The 14947-nt window shown below is 72.7% G+C and carries 12 protein-coding genes; 2 read left to right on the plus strand and 10 right to left on the minus strand.

From position 1 onward, the window contains the following. Window positions 1–9 precede the first annotated feature (9 nt). Complete coding sequence (locus O7598_RS14765; protein ID WP_269691917.1) at window positions 10–1251, minus strand: ROK family transcriptional regulator; 1242 nt, start codon at window positions 1249–1251, stop codon at window positions 10–12. A gap of 118 nt (window positions 1252–1369) precedes the next feature. Here O7598_RS14765 and O7598_RS14770 point away from each other — a divergent pair, with 118 nt between their 5' ends. Next, window positions 1370–2734 carry a glycosyl hydrolase family 18 protein gene (locus O7598_RS14770; RefSeq protein ID WP_269691918.1) on the plus strand — a complete coding sequence of 455 codons (1365 nt, stop codon included), beginning with the start codon at window positions 1370–1372 and terminating at the stop codon, window positions 2732–2734. A gap of 42 nt (window positions 2735–2776) precedes the next feature. Here the strand turns inward: O7598_RS14770 and O7598_RS14775 are convergent, their stop codons facing one another. Continuing rightward, complete coding sequence (locus O7598_RS14775; protein ID WP_269691919.1) at window positions 2777–4249, minus strand: M1 family metallopeptidase; 1473 nt, start codon at window positions 4247–4249, stop codon at window positions 2777–2779. Window positions 4250–4329: 80 nt separating this feature from the next. Between O7598_RS14775 and sthA the strand changes: the two genes are divergently transcribed. Continuing rightward, window positions 4330–5733: a Si-specific NAD(P)(+) transhydrogenase gene (gene sthA / locus O7598_RS14780; protein WP_269691920.1), complete on the plus strand. Its 1404-nt coding sequence runs from the start codon at window positions 4330–4332 to the stop codon at window positions 5731–5733. Between the two features lie 69 nt (window positions 5734–5802). On the opposite strand, the gene O7598_RS14785 is transcribed toward sthA, so the two are convergent. From O7598_RS14785 to O7598_RS14820, 8 genes are all read right to left on the minus strand, one after another. Further along, window positions 5803–6549, minus strand: a complete 747-nt coding sequence (locus O7598_RS14785; RefSeq protein WP_269691921.1) for an SDR family NAD(P)-dependent oxidoreductase — start codon at window positions 6547–6549, stop codon at window positions 5803–5805. 62 nt (window positions 6550–6611) lie between these two features. After that, window positions 6612–7586, minus strand: a complete 975-nt coding sequence (locus tag O7598_RS14790; RefSeq protein WP_269691922.1) for a DUF4034 domain-containing protein — start codon at window positions 7584–7586, stop codon at window positions 6612–6614. A 165-nt stretch (window positions 7587–7751) separates the two neighbouring features. After that, entirely contained in the window at window positions 7752–9539 is a 1788-nt protein-coding gene (locus tag O7598_RS14795) for a gamma-glutamyltransferase family protein (RefSeq protein WP_269691923.1), read from the minus strand. Between the two features lie 11 nt (window positions 9540–9550). Further along, window positions 9551–10537, minus strand: coding sequence for an ABC transporter ATP-binding protein (locus O7598_RS14800; RefSeq protein WP_269691924.1), 987 nt, complete (start codon window positions 10535–10537; stop codon window positions 9551–9553). Then, the gene (locus O7598_RS14805) at window positions 10534–11511 is read right to left on the minus strand and encodes an ABC transporter ATP-binding protein (RefSeq protein WP_269691925.1); all 978 of its coding nucleotides are present in this window, start codon (window positions 11509–11511) and stop codon (window positions 10534–10536) included. Before O7598_RS14805 ends, O7598_RS14800 begins: the two co-directional genes overlap by 4 nt. Further along, a complete protein-coding gene (locus O7598_RS14810; protein ID WP_269691926.1) occupies window positions 11508–12389 on the minus strand; it encodes an ABC transporter permease in 882 nt (293 codons plus the stop codon). The genes O7598_RS14805 and O7598_RS14810 overlap by 4 nt, the downstream gene beginning before the upstream one ends. After that, on the minus strand, window positions 12386–13330 hold the full coding sequence (locus tag O7598_RS14815) for an ABC transporter permease (RefSeq protein WP_269691927.1): 945 nt from the start codon (window positions 13328–13330) through the stop codon (window positions 12386–12388). Before O7598_RS14815 ends, O7598_RS14810 begins: the two co-directional genes overlap by 4 nt. After that, window positions 13327–14868, minus strand: coding sequence for an ABC transporter substrate-binding protein (locus O7598_RS14820; RefSeq protein WP_269691928.1), 1542 nt, complete (start codon window positions 14866–14868; stop codon window positions 13327–13329). Before O7598_RS14820 ends, O7598_RS14815 begins: the two co-directional genes overlap by 4 nt. Window positions 14869–14947 lie beyond the last annotated feature (79 nt).

Consider the following 14947-nt stretch of genomic DNA (forward strand, 5'->3'; position numbering starts at 1 on the left):
GGCCGCCGCTCAGCGGCGGCCCGGCCGGCGCGCAGGCGCGATTCGGACCGCGGGTTCGCGGGGGACGCCGCCGTCGCGCAGCAGCCGGGTCATCGGCAGGGTGGCCGCGCCCATCGCCACCGCGTCCGGTCCGAGCCGGCACAGCTCGATCGAGGTCTGGGCGTACGGCTGGCGCAGCGCGTGCCGCGCGGTGGCCTCGCGGATCGCCGGCAGGTGCCGCTCGCCCAGGGCCAGCCCGGCCCAGCCGCCGAGCACCACCCGCTCCGGGTTGAACAGGTTCACCAGGTTCGCCACCCCGGCGCCCAGGTAGCCGACCGTCTCGTCGATCACCTTCGCGGCGGTGCGGCCGGTGCCGCGCAGCAGTTCGCCGAAGGCGGTCTCCTCGTCCCCGCCGGCCGCCGGGCGACCCCGGTTGGCCTGCCGGTACCGGTCGAGCACGCCCTCCGCCCCGACGTACGCCTCGAGGCAGCCGTGGTTGCCGCAGCGGCAGCGCCGGCCCCCGTACACGATTGTGGTGTGGCCCCACTCGCCGGCGCTGCTGTGCGCGCCGCGGTAGCCGACGCCGTCGGCGACCACTGACGCGCCCACGCCGGAGCCGACCAGGGCGACCACCGCGTGCCGGACGCCGCGACCGGCGCCGAACCACATCTCGGCCTGCCCGAGCGTTTTGGCGCCGTTGTCGACGTGCACCGGCACGTCGGTGCCGGCACGCAGCATCGCGCCGAGCGGCACGCCGTCCCAGCCGAGCGTCTGGGCGTGCACCACGGCGTCGGCGGTGCGTTCGACAGTGCCGGAGACGGCGACGCCGAAGCCGAGCACCGCCGCCGGGTCGACGCCGGCCTGTTCGGTCACCGCGGCGAGGCCGTGGAGGAGGTGGTCGGCGACGCGCGCCGGGTCGGGCTCGGCGGCGGCGATCGGATATTCGGCCTTGGCCAGCGCGGTCATGCTCAGGTCGAACAGCTCGACCTGCACCCGGGTCTCGCCGACGTCGGCGCCGACCAGGTAGCCGTAGCCGGGCGCGACGCGCAGCAGGACCCGGGGGCGGCCGCCGTCGGACTCGACGGAGCCGGCCTCCTCGACCAGCCCCTCCGTGATCATCTCGCCGACCAGGTTGCTCACGCTGGCCAGGCTCAGCGCGGTGGACTGGCCCAGCTCGTGCCGGCTGAGCGGCCCGTCCAGCCAGATCCGGGTGAGCAGGACCGACCGGTTGGCCCGGCGCATGTCGCGCACCGTGGTGCGTCTGGCGTCCACGTCCGCCGCCGCCCTTCCCGCATTTTCACGCCCTGAACGAAGTGCTGACAGAATACTGCCCATTTACATTTAACAAAGTTAACTGATACCGTCCGCCGCATCGACGAGGAGGTATGACATGCGACTCGGACGTTCGATGACAGCCCTGCTCGGTGGCGTCGCGCTGCTCGCCGCCACCGTGGCCCTGCCCGCGACCGGCGGCGCCACGCTCGCCGGCAGCACCGCCGCCCTGGTCGCCTGCGACGCGCCGGCCTGGGCCGAGGGCGTCACCTGGACCGCCGGCAGCCGGGCCACCTTCGGCGGACGGCTCTACCAGGCGCTGGTGACCCACACCCCACCGGTCGGCGCGGGCTGGACGCCGGCCGCCGTGCCGGCGCTCTGGACCGACCTCGGCGCCTGCTCCGGCGGCACCCCGTCACCGAGCCCGACCACCCGGCCCCCCTCGCCCACCCCCAGCCCTTCCCCCACCCGGACGCCCAGCCCCACCCCGACGCCGACCGCCACGCCCAGCCCGACCACCCCGGGCGGCGAGACCTGCGCGTTGCGGCCCCGGCCGACGGGCAAGGTGCTCCAGGGCTACTGGGAGAACTGGGACGGCGCGGCCAACGGCGTGCACCCCGGGCTCGGCTGGATCCCGATCACCGACACCCGGATCACCGGCCACGGCTACAACGTAGTCACCGCCGCGTTCCCGGTCATCCGCGCCGACGGCACCGTGCTCTGGGAGGACGGCATGGACGCCGGCGTCAAGGTGCCCACGCCGGCGCAGGTGTGCCAGGCCAAGGCCGCCGGGCTGACCGTGCTGCTCTCCATCGGTGGCGCCGCCGCCGGCATCGACCTCGGCTCCGCCGCCGTCGCCGACCGGTTCGTCGCCACCGTCGTGCCGATCCTCAAGCGGCACAACTTCGACGGCATCGACATCGACATCGAGACCGGGCTGACCGGCAGCGGGAACATCAACCAGCTCTCGCCGTCGCAGGCCAACCTGATCCGGATCATCGACGGGGTGCTGGCCCAGATGCCCGCCGGGTTCGGGCTCACCATGGCGCCGGAGACCGCGTACGTCACCGGGGGCAGCGTCACCTACGGCTCGATCTGGGGCGCCTACCTGCCGATCGTCAAGAAGTACGCGGACAACGGCCGGCTCTGGTGGCTGAACATGCAGTACTACAACGGCTCGATGTACGGCTGCGCCGGCGACTCGTACCCGGCCGGCACGGTGCAGGGCTTCACGGTGCAGACGCAGTGCCTGCACAACGGGCTGACCGTGCAGGGCGTCACGATCCGCGTCCCCTACGACAAGCAGGTCCCCGGCCTGCCGGCGCAGCCCGGCGCGGGCGGCGGGTACATGGGCCCGTCGCTGGTCGGCCAGGCCTGGAACGCCGTCCCGGGCCTCAAGGGCCTGATGACCTGGTCGATCAACTGGGACGGGTCGAAGGGCTGGACGTTCGGCGACACCGTGAAGGGACTCCAGGGCCGCTGAGCCGGCTCCGGGGCCCGCGCGTCGGCGAGGCCCCGGAGCCGGTCAGGCGACCTTGATCGACTTCGGCGTGGTCTTCGAGTCCAGCCAGGTGTTGATCAGCTTGGTGAAGTCGCGGCCGGTCCGCTTGTTGACGAACGCGATGAACGACGCCCGGTCCTGCTGGGTGTTGCGCTGCTCCTGCACCCAGGCCCGGGCCAGCGCGAAGAACGTCTTGTCGCCGACCTGCCGGTGGATCTCGCGGAGCATGGCCGCCGGGCAGAGGTAGACGTTGCCCTCGGCGAACCGCTTCGGATCGGGCCGGCCGGGCGGGCCCAGCTTCTTGCGCAGGACGGCGTCGCCCTCGCGCAGGTACCGGTCCAGGCTGGCCGCGCTCAACTTCAACGTCTCCTGGGTGTGCAGGTCCTGGGCGTACTTCGCCCACCCCTCGTTCAACCACAGGTCGGTCCAGCTGGTGGGCGTGACCGAGTTGCCGAACCACTGGTGGGCGTACTCGTGCAGCAGGTCGCTGCCCCAGCGGTCCCGGCGGTCCCTTGTGTCCTCGATCTTCCCGCCCATGGTGATCATCTGCTGGGTCTCCATGCCCGAGGCGGAGTCCACCACCACGACGCCGCCGGAGGGGAACGGATACGGGCCGAACTTCTTCTCCAGCCAGGCCAGGTACTGCGGGGACTTCTTCAGGTAGGGCACCAGCTTGTCGTCGGCGCCCTTGCGGTACCAGTAGGTCAGCGGCACGCCGCGCGGCCCCTTGGCGGTGAGCTTCTGGTACTTGCCGACCGCGAGCGTGGTCAGGTACGTCGCGACCGGGTCGGTGCTGCGGTAGGTGAACGTGGTGCCGGACTGCCCGGCCGGGGTGCCCCCGGCGATCGCGGTCCAACCCGCCGGGACGGTCACCCGGATGTCGTAGAGCGCCTCGTCGGCGGGCTGGTCGTTCGCCGGGTACCAGGTGAACGCGCCGAACGGCTCCTGCATCGTCCAGAGGCCGCCCTCCTTGGTGACGGTGAGGCCCAGGTCCTCCACGTCCTTGCGGTGCGACGGCATCGGCGTGCTCCGCGGCCGGCCGTGATATTTGACCACGAGCGTCACCGGTCGGTCGGCGACCACCGGCGCGGACACCGTAAGCTTCTCCCGGGCCACCGCGGCGGTGACCGTCGCGCCGTCCAGCGTCACGCCGTCGAGCTGGTAGGGCATGAAGTCCAGGGTGAGGTCCGGCGCGTCCCGGACCGGGCGGATCCGCAGCGTGGCGGTGCCGGTGAGGGTCCGGGTCGGCGGCGCCCACTGCACCGCCAGGTCGTAGTGCAGGACGTCCACCGCGTCGGTGCCCCGTGCCGGGTAGACCTTGTCGGCCACCGGCGTGGAGCGGCCCGCCTGCCAGGCGGTGTAGTCGACGGCGGGTGCGGTCGGGGCGGGCGTGGTCGTGGGAGCGGACGGGTCGGCGGCCGGCGCGGCGGGGTCGGTGGTGCACCCGGCGGCGAGCAGCGGCCCGAGAAGCAGGATCAGAGGTACGCGGCGACGCATCAGCGCACCCTACGGCAATGATCCACTTCCGGTGGCCCCTCCCCTGGCGCGCGCCCGCACATGCTGCCAGGCTGTCGGACGTGTATGACTACGACCTGCTGGTGCTGGGATCCGGACCGAGTGGACAGAAGGCGGCCGTCGCCGCGGCCAAACTGGGGCGGCGGGTGGCCATCGTGGACCGTCGCGACATGCTCGGCGGGGTGTGCATCAACACCGGCACCGTGCCGTCCAAGACGCTGCGCGAGGCCGTCCTCTACCTGACCGGGCTCAGCCAGCGTGACCTCTACGGCAGCAGCTACCGGGTCAAGGAGGACATCACGGTCGCCGACCTGGCCGCCCGTACCCAGCACGTGATCAACCGGCAGACCGACGTCATCCGCAACCAGCTCGCCCGCAACCGGATCGCGATGATCACCGGCACCGGCCGGTTCGCCGACCCGCACGCCGTCTGGGTCGACGCCGGCTCCGGTCGCGAGGAACGGATCACCTTCGACAAGGCGGTCATCGCCGCCGGCACCCGCCCGGCCCGCCCGGACAGCGTCGACTTCGACGACCGGACCATCGTCGACTCCGACGGCGTCATCAACCTGCAGGCCGTGCCGCGCAGCATGGTGGTGGTCGGCGCCGGCGTGATCGGCATGGAGTACGCGTCCATGTTCGCCGCGCTCGGCACCAAGGTGACGGTGGTCGAGCGCCGCGAGCGGATGCTCGACTTCTGCGACGAGGAGATCGTCGAGTCGTTGAAGTACCACCTGCGGGACCTGTCGGTCACCTTCCGCTTCGGCGAGGAGGTGGCGTCGGTGGAGAAGCACCGCACCGCCGCGCTGTGCGTGCTGCGCAGCGGCAAGAAGATCGTCGCGGACACCGTGATGTACTCCGCCGGCCGGCAGGGCCAGACCGACGACCTGGCGCTGGAGGCGGCCGGCCTCACCGCCGACCACCGGGGCCGGATCCAGGTCGACGCCGACTACCGCACCTCGGTCGAGAACATCTACGCCGTCGGCGACGTGATCGGCTTCCCGGCGTTGGCCTCCACCTCGATGGAACAGGGCCGCCTCGCCGCGCAGCACGCCTGCGGCGAACCGGCGCGTGCCATGCCGGACCTGCAGCCGATCGGCATCTACACCATCCCGGAGATCAGCTTCGTCGGGAAGACCGAGGACGAGCTGACCGACAGCTCCACCCCGTTCGAGGTGGGCATCGCCCGCTACCGCGAACTGGCCCGGGGGCAGATCGTCGGCGACTCGTACGGCATGTTGAAGCTGCTCGTCTCGCCGGGCGACGGACGCCTGCTCGGGGTGCACGTCTTCGGCACCGGAGCCACCGAGATCATCCACATCGGGCAGGCGGTGATGGGCTGCGGCGGCACGGTCGACTACCTGCTCGACGCGGTGTTCAACTACCCGACGCTGGCCGAGGCGTACAAGGTGGCGGCGCTGGACGCCGCCAACAAGATCCGCAACATCACCCGGATCGACGGCTGAGCGTCGCGTGGGGCCCGTCCCGGTCCGACCGGGACGGGCCCCACGTGCGATGACCGGACGACCCGACGGTCAGACGGCGAAGCCGCCGTCGACGTTGATCGTGGCGCCGGTGACGTAACGCCCGTCCGGGCCGGCGAGGAACGCCACCGCGGCGGCCACCTCCGCCGGCTCCGCATAGCGGCCGAGGGCGGTGAAACCGTTGATCGTGCCCGCGTTCGGACCGTCCGCCGGGTTCGAGTCGGTGTCCGTCGGCCCAGGGTTCACCAGGTTCACGGTGATCGCCCGGCCGCCGAGTTCCCGGCCGAGCGCCCGGGTGAGCCCGATCAACGCGGTCTTGCTCATGGCATACAGCGCGAAGCCCGGGAACGGCGTCCGCTCGGCCATGTTGCTGCCGATGTTGACGATCCGCCCGCCGGCGGGCATGTGCCGCACCGCTGCCTGCGAGGCGACGAACGGCGCCCGGACGTTCACCGCGACGGTCTGGTCGAACTCGTCGGAACTCAGCTGCTCCACCGGCCCGATCAGGAACGCACCGGCATTGTTGACCAGCACGTCCAACCGGCCCAACTCCTCGGCGACCCGATCGACCGCGGCCACCACCTCCCCCGGGTCGGCGCTGTCCGCGCGTACCGCCATCGCACGTCGGCCGACGGCCTTGACCCGGTCCACCACTTCGTCGGCTCGCCGCTGGTCCTGCTGGAACGTCAGGGCCACGTCGGCGCCTTCCTCGGCCAGCCGCACCGCGACCGCGGCTCCGATCCCGCGACCGCCTCCGGTGACCAGGGCGACCTTGCCCGCAAGCATGTTGTTGTTCATGCACACAAGTCTGGGCGTGGGCGACGGTGACGTCCGGCGGCGATCGGACATCGCGTTCCTCGTCAGGACACGTGCTCGCGCACCCAGTCCCGGGACCGGACGAACGCCGCCACCGGCTCCCCCACGTACCCCCAGGGCCACTCGCTGACCTGGTCGCCGAGCAGGTCGAAGACGCGGGCGGCGGTGTCGAACTCGTGCGCCAGCTCCAGGGCGAGCGCGAACAGGCCGGCCCGGGGCGCCAGCCCCAGGCCGGGCCGGAACGTCGGGTGCAGGATCGACTTCTCGGCGGCGGCCACCAGCTCGGCGCCGACCTCGTCGGACCGCATGTACGCGTCGTCCTCCTCGGCCGGCAACTCCAGCCACTTCTCGATGTGCGCGGCGGCGATCAGCGCCGGCAGCATGCTGCCCTCCGGCGCGCTCGCGGTCGCCGCCCGGGCCAGGGAGAACATGGCCTCCTCGGTGCCGAACCACTTCGGGCAGAGGTACTGCAACCGGTGCTCGTGCGCCACCTGGTGCCCGGGGTGCCGGGTGACCACCGCGTCGAAGCGGGCCGCCGCCTCGTCCGCGTCGACCTGGCGGGCCCGGGACGTGGCGACCAGCCAGGCCCGGCAGGTCACGTCGTCGGGGTCCCGGTCCGCCACCTCGTCGAGCAGGTTCTCCGCCACCAGCAGCCGCTTGTGGAACTCCCGGAACTGGTCCTGGCCGGTGTGCTGGGCGCGCTTGTTGCCGCGCGCCTCCCACGCCCAGTAGAACGCGTGGCAGCCGCGCACCAGCACCGGCAGCGTCGAGTCCGGCTCCGCGGCGACCCACTCGCCGATCCAGTCCTGCACGCCGTCGACCCGGCCGGCGGCCTCCATCAGGTACGCGCGGTCGTCCGGGTCGGTGACCGGGGTCAGCACGTCCCGGGCGGCCCGCCAGTCCCGCGCCTTGAGCGCGTCGACGAGCGTCCGCGCCACCGGATCCCCGAACGCCGGATCCATCACCGGCCCGCCCACCCGCTCCTGCGCTCGTCCCCGAAGCCGCCGGAACAACCCCATGACGTTCTCCTCCCCCGTGACTCGACCGCGAGATCGTAACCGCCCCGACCCGATCCGTCGATCATGGAGTTGTGGTCGTTGGCGAAGTGGACATCCAGCCCATCCGAGGCGCCACAACTCCAAGATCGACGGGCGGGGGTGGGGCGGGGGTGGGGTGGGGTGGGGTTAGCGGCCTGCGGCGTAGCCCTGGGCGCCGCGGGGGTTGGCGGCGGCGGAGAGGACGCCGGTGTGCGGGTCGCGGGTGACGGCGCAGAGGCGGCCCAGGCTCCACGGGTCCGCGAGACGGACGGTGTGGCCCTTCGCGCGCAGCCCGGCCAGCACCTTCGGGTCGAGGCGGTCCTCCACCACCAGGACGCCCGGCTCCACCTCGCGCGGGTAGAACGACGCCGGCAGGCTGGTGGTGTGCCACGCGGGCGCGTCGATCGCCGCCTGCAACTCCTGCCCGCCGGCCAGGTGGCGCAGCAGGAACAGCAACTGCCACTGGTCCTGCTGGTCGCCGCCGGGCGTGCCGCAGGCCAGCACCGGCTCGCCGTCGCGCAGCACCAGCGTCGGGCTCAACGTCGTTCGCGGCCGTCGGCCCGGCCGCAGCGACGACGCGAGCCCCTCCTCCAGCCAGCACATCTGCAACCGGCTGCCCAGCGCGAAGCCCAGCTCCGGGACGGCCGGCGAGCTCTGCAGCCAGCCGCCGCTCGGCGTGGCGGAGATGATGTTGCCCCACCGGTCGACCACGTCGACGTGGCAGGTGTCGCCGCGGGTCACCCCGTCGGCCCGCACCGTGGGCTCGCCCGTGGTCGGGTCCTGCGGGCCGGCCCGCCGGGCGGCGTGCGCGCGCAGGTGCGCCGGAAGTCGGGGCGGCGTGCCCGCCGGGCTGCCCGGGCGCAGCTCGGTCGACGCCTGGTCGCCGACCAGCGCGGCCCGCGCTCGCGCGTACTCCGACGACAGCAGCGCGTCGCCCGGGACGTCGGTGTCGCCGTACCACGCCTCCCGGTCGGCGAAGGCCAGCTTGAGCGCCTCGGCCTGGGCGTGGATGCCCTCGGCCGTGGACGGGTCGAGCACCCGGGGGTCGTCGAGCGCGTCGAGCGTCGCCAGCGTCTGCAGCAGCATCGGACCCTGGCCCCAGAAGCCGGTCTTCGCCACCGTGTGCCCGTGCCAGTCGAACGTGACCGGCTCCTCCCAGCCCGCGGACCAGCCGGCCAGGTCGTCGCCGGTGAGCAGCCCGGCGTGCGCGCGACCGCTGGAGTCGCGGAACGGCAGACGGCTGAACGCCCCGACCGCCTCGGCGACGAAGCCCTCCCGCCAGGCACGCCGGGCCGCCTCGATCTGCGCCACCCGGTCCGCCCCGGCCGCCCGAGCGGCGTCGACGAGTCGGCGCAGCGTCCGCGCGTACGCCGGATTGGTGACCATCTCGCCCGGCGCGGGCGGGCGGCCGTGGCGCAGCCAGAGCTGCGCGGAGGTCGGCCAGTGCTCGGTGAACAGCGACCGGACCCGGTCGATGGTCTCCCCGGCGGCGCCCACCAGCGGGTGGCCGGCGGAGGCGTAGCCGATCGCCGGCTCCAGCACCTCGTCGAGCGACCGGGTGCCGTGGTCGCGCAGCAGGAGCAGCCAGGCGTCCACCGCGCCGGGCACCACCGCGGCCAGCGGGCCGGAGCCGGGCACCAGGTCCAGCCCGAGCGAGCGGAAGTGCGCGATCGTGGCGCCGGCCGGGGCCGGGCCCTGGCCGCAGAGCACCCGCGGGGTGGGGTCACCGGCCGTGGCCACGATCGCGGGCACCTCGCCGGCCGGGCCGTTGAGGTGCGGCTCGACCACGTGCAGCACGAACCCGGCGGCGACGGCGGCGTCGAAGGCGTTGCCGCCGCGCTCCAGCACACCCATCGCGGACTGGCTGGCCAGCCAGTGCGTGGAGGAGACCATGCCGAACGTGCCGCGCAGCGTCGGCCGGGTGGTGAACGTCATCGGCGTCGATCCTACGCCGGGTCCGCGGCTCCGCCGTCGAGCGGGAACAGGCAGGCGGCGTGCTGGTCGGGGCCCACCTCGGCGAGCGCCGGGTCGGTCTCCGCGCACGCGGCGCGGGCCTGCGGGCAGCGGGTCCGGAACCGGCAGCCGCTGGGCGGGTCCACCGGGCTGGGGATGTCGCCGGAGAGCACCGTGCGGCGGCGTTCCCGCTCGACGCGGGGATCGGCCACCGGGACCGCCGACAGCAGCGCCGCCGTGTAGGGGTGGGCCGGTCGCCGGTAGATCCGCTCCGGCGGGCCGGTCTCGACGATGCGGCCCAGGTACATCACCGCGATCCGGTCGCTCATGTGCTCGACCGCGGCCAGGTCGTGCGCGATGAACAGGTAGGTCAGCCCGAGGTCGCGTTGCAGGTGCCGCAGCAGGTTCATGATCTGCGCCTGCACGCTCAGGTCCAGCGAGGCGATCGGCTCGTCCAGGACGATCAGGTCGGGCTCGCCGGCCAGCGCGCGGGCCACCCCCACCCGCTGGCGCTGCCCGCCGGACAGCTCGTGCGGGTGCCGGTCGGCGGTGTCGGCGCGCAGGCCGACCAGGTCCAGCAGCTCGGCCACCCGGTCCCGGCGAGCGGCGGCGGACCCGGCCAGCCGGTGCACGTGCAGCGGCTCGGCGATGCTGTCGCCGACCGTGCGGCGCGGGTCGAGCGACGCCTGCGGGTCCTGGAAGACCATCGCCACGTGCCGGCGCATCCCGCGCAGGCGACGCCGGGACAGGCCGGTCACGTCGGCGCCGGCCACCCGGATGCGCCCGGCGGTCGGGTCGACCAGCCGTAGCAGCGCCAGGCCGGCGGTCGACTTGCCGCTGCCGGACTCGCCGACCAGGCCGAGCGTCTCGCCCCGGCGCACCGCGAGGGAGACACCGTCGACGGCGCGGACCAGGCCGGCCGGGGTCGGGAAGTGCACCGCCAGCTCGTCCAGCTCGGCGACCACGTCCGCGGCTGTCATGAGGTCTCTCCCGGATAGAAGGTGCGGACCGTGTGCCCGGGGCCGACCGGCGTCAGCGGGGGCAGCTCGTGCTCGCACCGGGGGTCGGCGCGTACCGGGCAGCGCGGCCAGAACGCGCAGCCCGGCGGCAGGTCCAGCGGGCTCGGCGGCGCGCCCGGGATGGCCACCAGGTCCTCGCCGCGCCGCGCCGGGTCCGGCCGGGCCGCGAGCAACGCCCGGGTGTACGGATGGGTAGGCGCGTCGAACACCGCGTCGACCGGGCCCTGCTCGACGATCCGGCCGCCGTACATCACCGCGACGGTGTCCGCGATGCCGGCCACCACGCCCAGGTCGTGGGTGACCCAGACGACCGCCGTGCCGAGCCGCTGTTGCAGGTCGGCGACCAGCTCGACGATCTGGGCCTGGGTGGTGACGTCGAGCGCGGTGGTGGGCTCGTCGGCGATCAGCAGGTCCGGCTCGCACGCCAGCGCCATCGCGATCACCACGCGCTGGCGCATGCCGCCGGAGAACTGGTGCGGGAAGGCGTCGACCCGCTGGGCGGCGGACGGGATGCCGACCAGCTCCAGCAGCTCCACCGCCCGGTCGCGGGCGGCCCGGCGGGTCAGTCCGAGGTGCTCCTCGGCCGCCTCGGTGACCTGCCGGCCCACCGGCAGCACCGGGTTGAGCGAGGTCATCGGGTCCTGGAACACGAACCCGACGTGCCGGCCGCGCAGCTTGCGGCGGCGGTCGTCGGGCAGCGCGCTCAGCTCGGAGTCGAGCAGCCGCACCCGGCCGGTGACCGTCGCGGCGCGCGGCGCCAGCCCGGTGGCCGCGAGCAGGGTCATGCTCTTGCCGCTGCCGGACTCGCCGACCAGCGCGAACGTCTCGCCGGCCCGGACCTGCCAGGACACGCCGGCCACCGCCCGGGCCGCCCCGCGCCGGGTGCCGACGGTGACGGTGAGGTCCTCGACGGAGAACACGGTCTCTTCAGTCATGAGGTGCTCCTGCGGGCCTCGCTGACGGTGAGCTGGCGCGGGTCGAGCACGTCGCGCAGCGCGTCACCGACCAGGTTGAAGGCGAGCACGGTCAGGAAGATCGCCGCGCCCGGGAACACGCCCAGCCACCAGGCGTCGGTGACGAAGCCGCGCCCGTCGAACAGCATCCGCCCCCAGGCCGGCGCCGGCGGTTGGATGCCGAGGCCGAGGAAGGAGAGCGCCGCCTCGGAGAGGATCGCGAACGCCAGCGACAGCGACGTCTGCACGATCAGCGGCGCGGCGATGTTGGGCAGCACGTGCCGGCGCATGATCCGCAGGTCGGACGCGCCGATGGAGACGGCCGCCCGGACGAAGACCTGCTCGCGTACGGAGAGGACGCCGGCGCGGGTGATCCGGGCGAAGATCGGCGTGTAGACCACGCCGATGGCGACCATGGCGGTGAGCAGGCCGGGACCGAGCACCGCCACGATCGCCACCGCCAGCAACAGCACCGGGAACGCGAACAACACGTCCATGCAGCGCATCAGCACACTGTCCAGCCAACCCCGGTAGTAGCCGGCGAACAGCCCGAGCGTCACGCCGGCCACCAGCGCGATGCCGACGCTGACCACGCCGACCTCCAGCGAGACGCGGGCCGCGACCAGCACCCGGCTGAGCACGTCCCGACCCAGCTCGTCGGTGCCGAACCAGTGGGTGCCGCTGGGCGGGCGCAACATTTGGTCGACGTCGACGTCGTTGACGCCGGCCGGGGCGAGCCACGGGCCGGCGACGCCCACCACGACCAGCAGCAGCAGGACGAGCGTGCCGCCGACGGCGAGCGGGTCGCGGCGCAGCGCGTCCAGCACCCGGCGTCCGGTGCTCTCACCTCCGGCGCTCACTTGACCGTGATCCTCGGGTCGAGGCGGGCGTAGAGAATGTCCACCAGCAGGTTGACCAGCAGGAACAGCGCGGCGACGAGCAGCACCGCGCCCTGCAGGACCGGGTAGTCACGGGCCTGCACGGCGTCGAAGGTGAGCCGGCCGATGCCCGGCCAGGCGAACAGCACCTCGATCACGATCACACCGCCGAGCAGGCTTGCGAGTTGCACCGCGACCACGGTGACCACCGGGATCAGCGCGTTGCGCAGCACGTGGCGCAGGATCACCACCCGGTTGCGCAGCCCCTTCGCCTCGGCGGTACGCACGTAGTCGGCGGAGAGGACCTCCAGCACCGAGGAGCGGATGAACCTGGTGAGGATCGACGCGGTGACCAGGCCGACGGTCACCGCCGGCAGGGCCACGTGGGTGGCCCACCGGCCCGGGTCCTCGGTCAGCGCCACGTAGCCCGACGGTGGCAGCCAGCCCAGCACGCCGGCGAAGAGGATGATGCCCATGATGCCCATCCAGAAGTCGGGCACCGAGACGCCGAACTGGCTGAACACGCGGGCGGCGTGGTCCACCGCCGAGCCGCTGCGCACCGCCGCGACGATGCCCAGCGGGAACGCCACCAGCAGGGCGAACACCACCGCGGTGACGGCCAGCGACAGCGTCGCCGGCAACCGTTCCAGCACGATCCGACTGACCGGCTGGCCGGTGCGGAAGCTGACCCCGAGGTCACCGGTCAGCGCGTGGCCGAGGTAGCTGGCGTACTGCACCGGCAGCGGCTGGTCCAGGCCGGCGCGTGAGCGCAGCGCCTCGTACGTCTGCGGGTCGAAGCGGGTGCCGAGCGCCACCCGCACCGGGTCGCCCGGCACCAGTTGCAGCAGCAGGAAGACCACCAGGGTCACCCCGAGCAGCACGACCGCCGACTGCAGGACCCGCCGCAGGACGAAGCGGGTCACTTGCCGAGGGAGACCGAGCGGAACCGGATCGCCCGGTCGCTGCGGACGTCGTAGCCGGAGACCTTCTTCGACCAGCCCTGCACCACGTCCGGGTTGTAGAGGTAGAGGTAGCTGGCGTCGTCGACGATCAGCTTCGCGGCCTGCTCGTACGCCTGCTTGCGGGCGCCCTGGTCGGTCTCGGTGCGGGCGGCGTCGAGCAGCTTGTCCACCGCCGGGTTGGCGTACTTGTGGAAGTTGAACGTGCCGCCGCTGTGGTGCTGGGCGTAGTAGAACTCGTCCGGGTCGACGTTGCCGAGCCAGCCGAGCATGAACGCGCCGAAGTTGCCCTTGGCCTGCTCGTCGAGCCACTGGGCGAAGTCCAGCGTACGGATCTTCACGGTGATCCCGACGTCCTTGAGCTGCGCCGCGATGACCTGGGCGGCGGTGACCGTCTCCGGGTACTCACTCGTGACCATCAGGTCCAGGGTGAGGTTGGCGACGCCGGCCTGGTCGAGCATCTGCTTGGCCTTGTCCGGGTCGTGCGAGTAGGGCGCGTAGTCGTAGTAGAACGCGCTGTTCTTCGGGATGGCGGTCTGGTTGACGGTGGCGAGGCCGAACTTGGCCGCCTTGGTGATCGCCTCGCGGTCCAGCGCGTAGCCGATCGCGCGGCGGACCTCGGGGTTGTCGAACGGCTTGCGGGCCTCGTTGAGCGCCACGTACCAGTAGTCGGTCGACGGCGCCGACCTGACCACCGGGTCGTCGCCGTCGCGCAACGACTTCACCTGCTGCGGCGGCAGGTTGTCGGTCCACTGCACCTGGCCGCTGCGCAGGTTCTGCAACGCGACGGTGGGGTCCTTGACGAAGGTGAAGGTGACGCCGTCGAGCTTCGGCTTGTCACCCCAGTAGGCGTCGTTGCGGACCAGCTTGATGCTGTCGCCGGAGGTGTAGCCGGCGACCTTGAACGGGCCGCTGCCGACCGGGGCGGTCTTCACCTTCCCGGACTCCACGTTGGTCTTCTCGACGATCGCCACACCCTTGAAGCCGCCGAGGTTGGCCAGCAGGTTCGGCGTGGGCGCGCTGAGCGTCACCACGACGGTGGCCGGGTCGGGGCCGGTCACCGACTTGACGGTGGCGAACTTGTAGGCGGTGTTGAGCTTCTGCTTGATGATCCGCTCGTAGGAGTAGACGACGTCCTCCGAGGTCAACGGCGACCCGTCGGAGAACTTCGCCCCGTCGCGCAGGGTGAACGTCCAGGTGAGCTGGTCTTCACTGGTGGTCCACTTGGTGGCCAGCGCGGGCACCATCTTCAGGTCGGCGTCCGGCTCGACGAGCGTGTCGTAGACGTTCTCCAGGACCTGGAAGCTGTAGTAGGCCGAGGTCTTGTGCGGGTCGAGCTGGTCCGGTTCGCCGCCGATGGCCGCGTTGAGAACGCCCCCCGCGCCCCCGGCGCTGCCGCCGCCGTCGCCGACGTCGACGCTCTCGCCGCCGGTGCATCCGGACAGGACACCGACCGCGAGGGTGAGTGCCGCGCCGATCACGCCGAGCTTGTTCCTGGACATTGGCCCCCCTGCCGCTTTCCGAACAAAAGAAAGTTTCGGCCACTCTTCTCGCCGAGCGGGATGATGTCAAACGAATCGA

Origin of the sequence: Micromonospora sp. WMMC241 (assembly GCF_027460165.1) — a bacterium.
Lineage (GTDB): Bacteria > Actinomycetota > Actinomycetes > Mycobacteriales > Micromonosporaceae > Micromonospora > Micromonospora humi.

Excerpts from the sequence above, each read along its gene's own strand:
- O7598_RS14805 (WP_269691925.1), bottom strand. The coding sequence starts at position 11,511 with ATGACTGAAGAGACCGTGTTCTCCGTCGAGGACCTCACCGTCACCGTC.
- O7598_RS14790 (WP_269691922.1), bottom strand. The coding sequence starts at position 7,586 with ATGGGGTTGTTCCGGCGGCTTCGGGGACGAGCGCAGGAGCGGGTGGGC.
- O7598_RS14770 (WP_269691918.1), top strand. The coding sequence starts at position 1,370 with ATGCGACTCGGACGTTCGATGACAGCCCTGCTCGGTGGCGTCGCGCTG.
- O7598_RS14795 (WP_269691923.1), bottom strand. The coding sequence starts at position 9,539 with ATGACGTTCACCACCCGGCCGACGCTGCGCGGCACGTTCGGCATGGTC.
- O7598_RS14785 (WP_269691921.1), bottom strand. The coding sequence starts at position 6,549 with ATGAACAACAACATGCTTGCGGGCAAGGTCGCCCTGGTCACCGGAGGC.
- O7598_RS14820 (WP_269691928.1), bottom strand. The coding sequence starts at position 14,868 with ATGTCCAGGAACAAGCTCGGCGTGATCGGCGCGGCACTCACCCTCGCG.
- O7598_RS14800 (WP_269691924.1), bottom strand. The coding sequence starts at position 10,537 with ATGACAGCCGCGGACGTGGTCGCCGAGCTGGACGAGCTGGCGGTGCAC.
- O7598_RS14775 (WP_269691919.1), bottom strand. The coding sequence starts at position 4,249 with ATGCGTCGCCGCGTACCTCTGATCCTGCTTCTCGGGCCGCTGCTCGCC.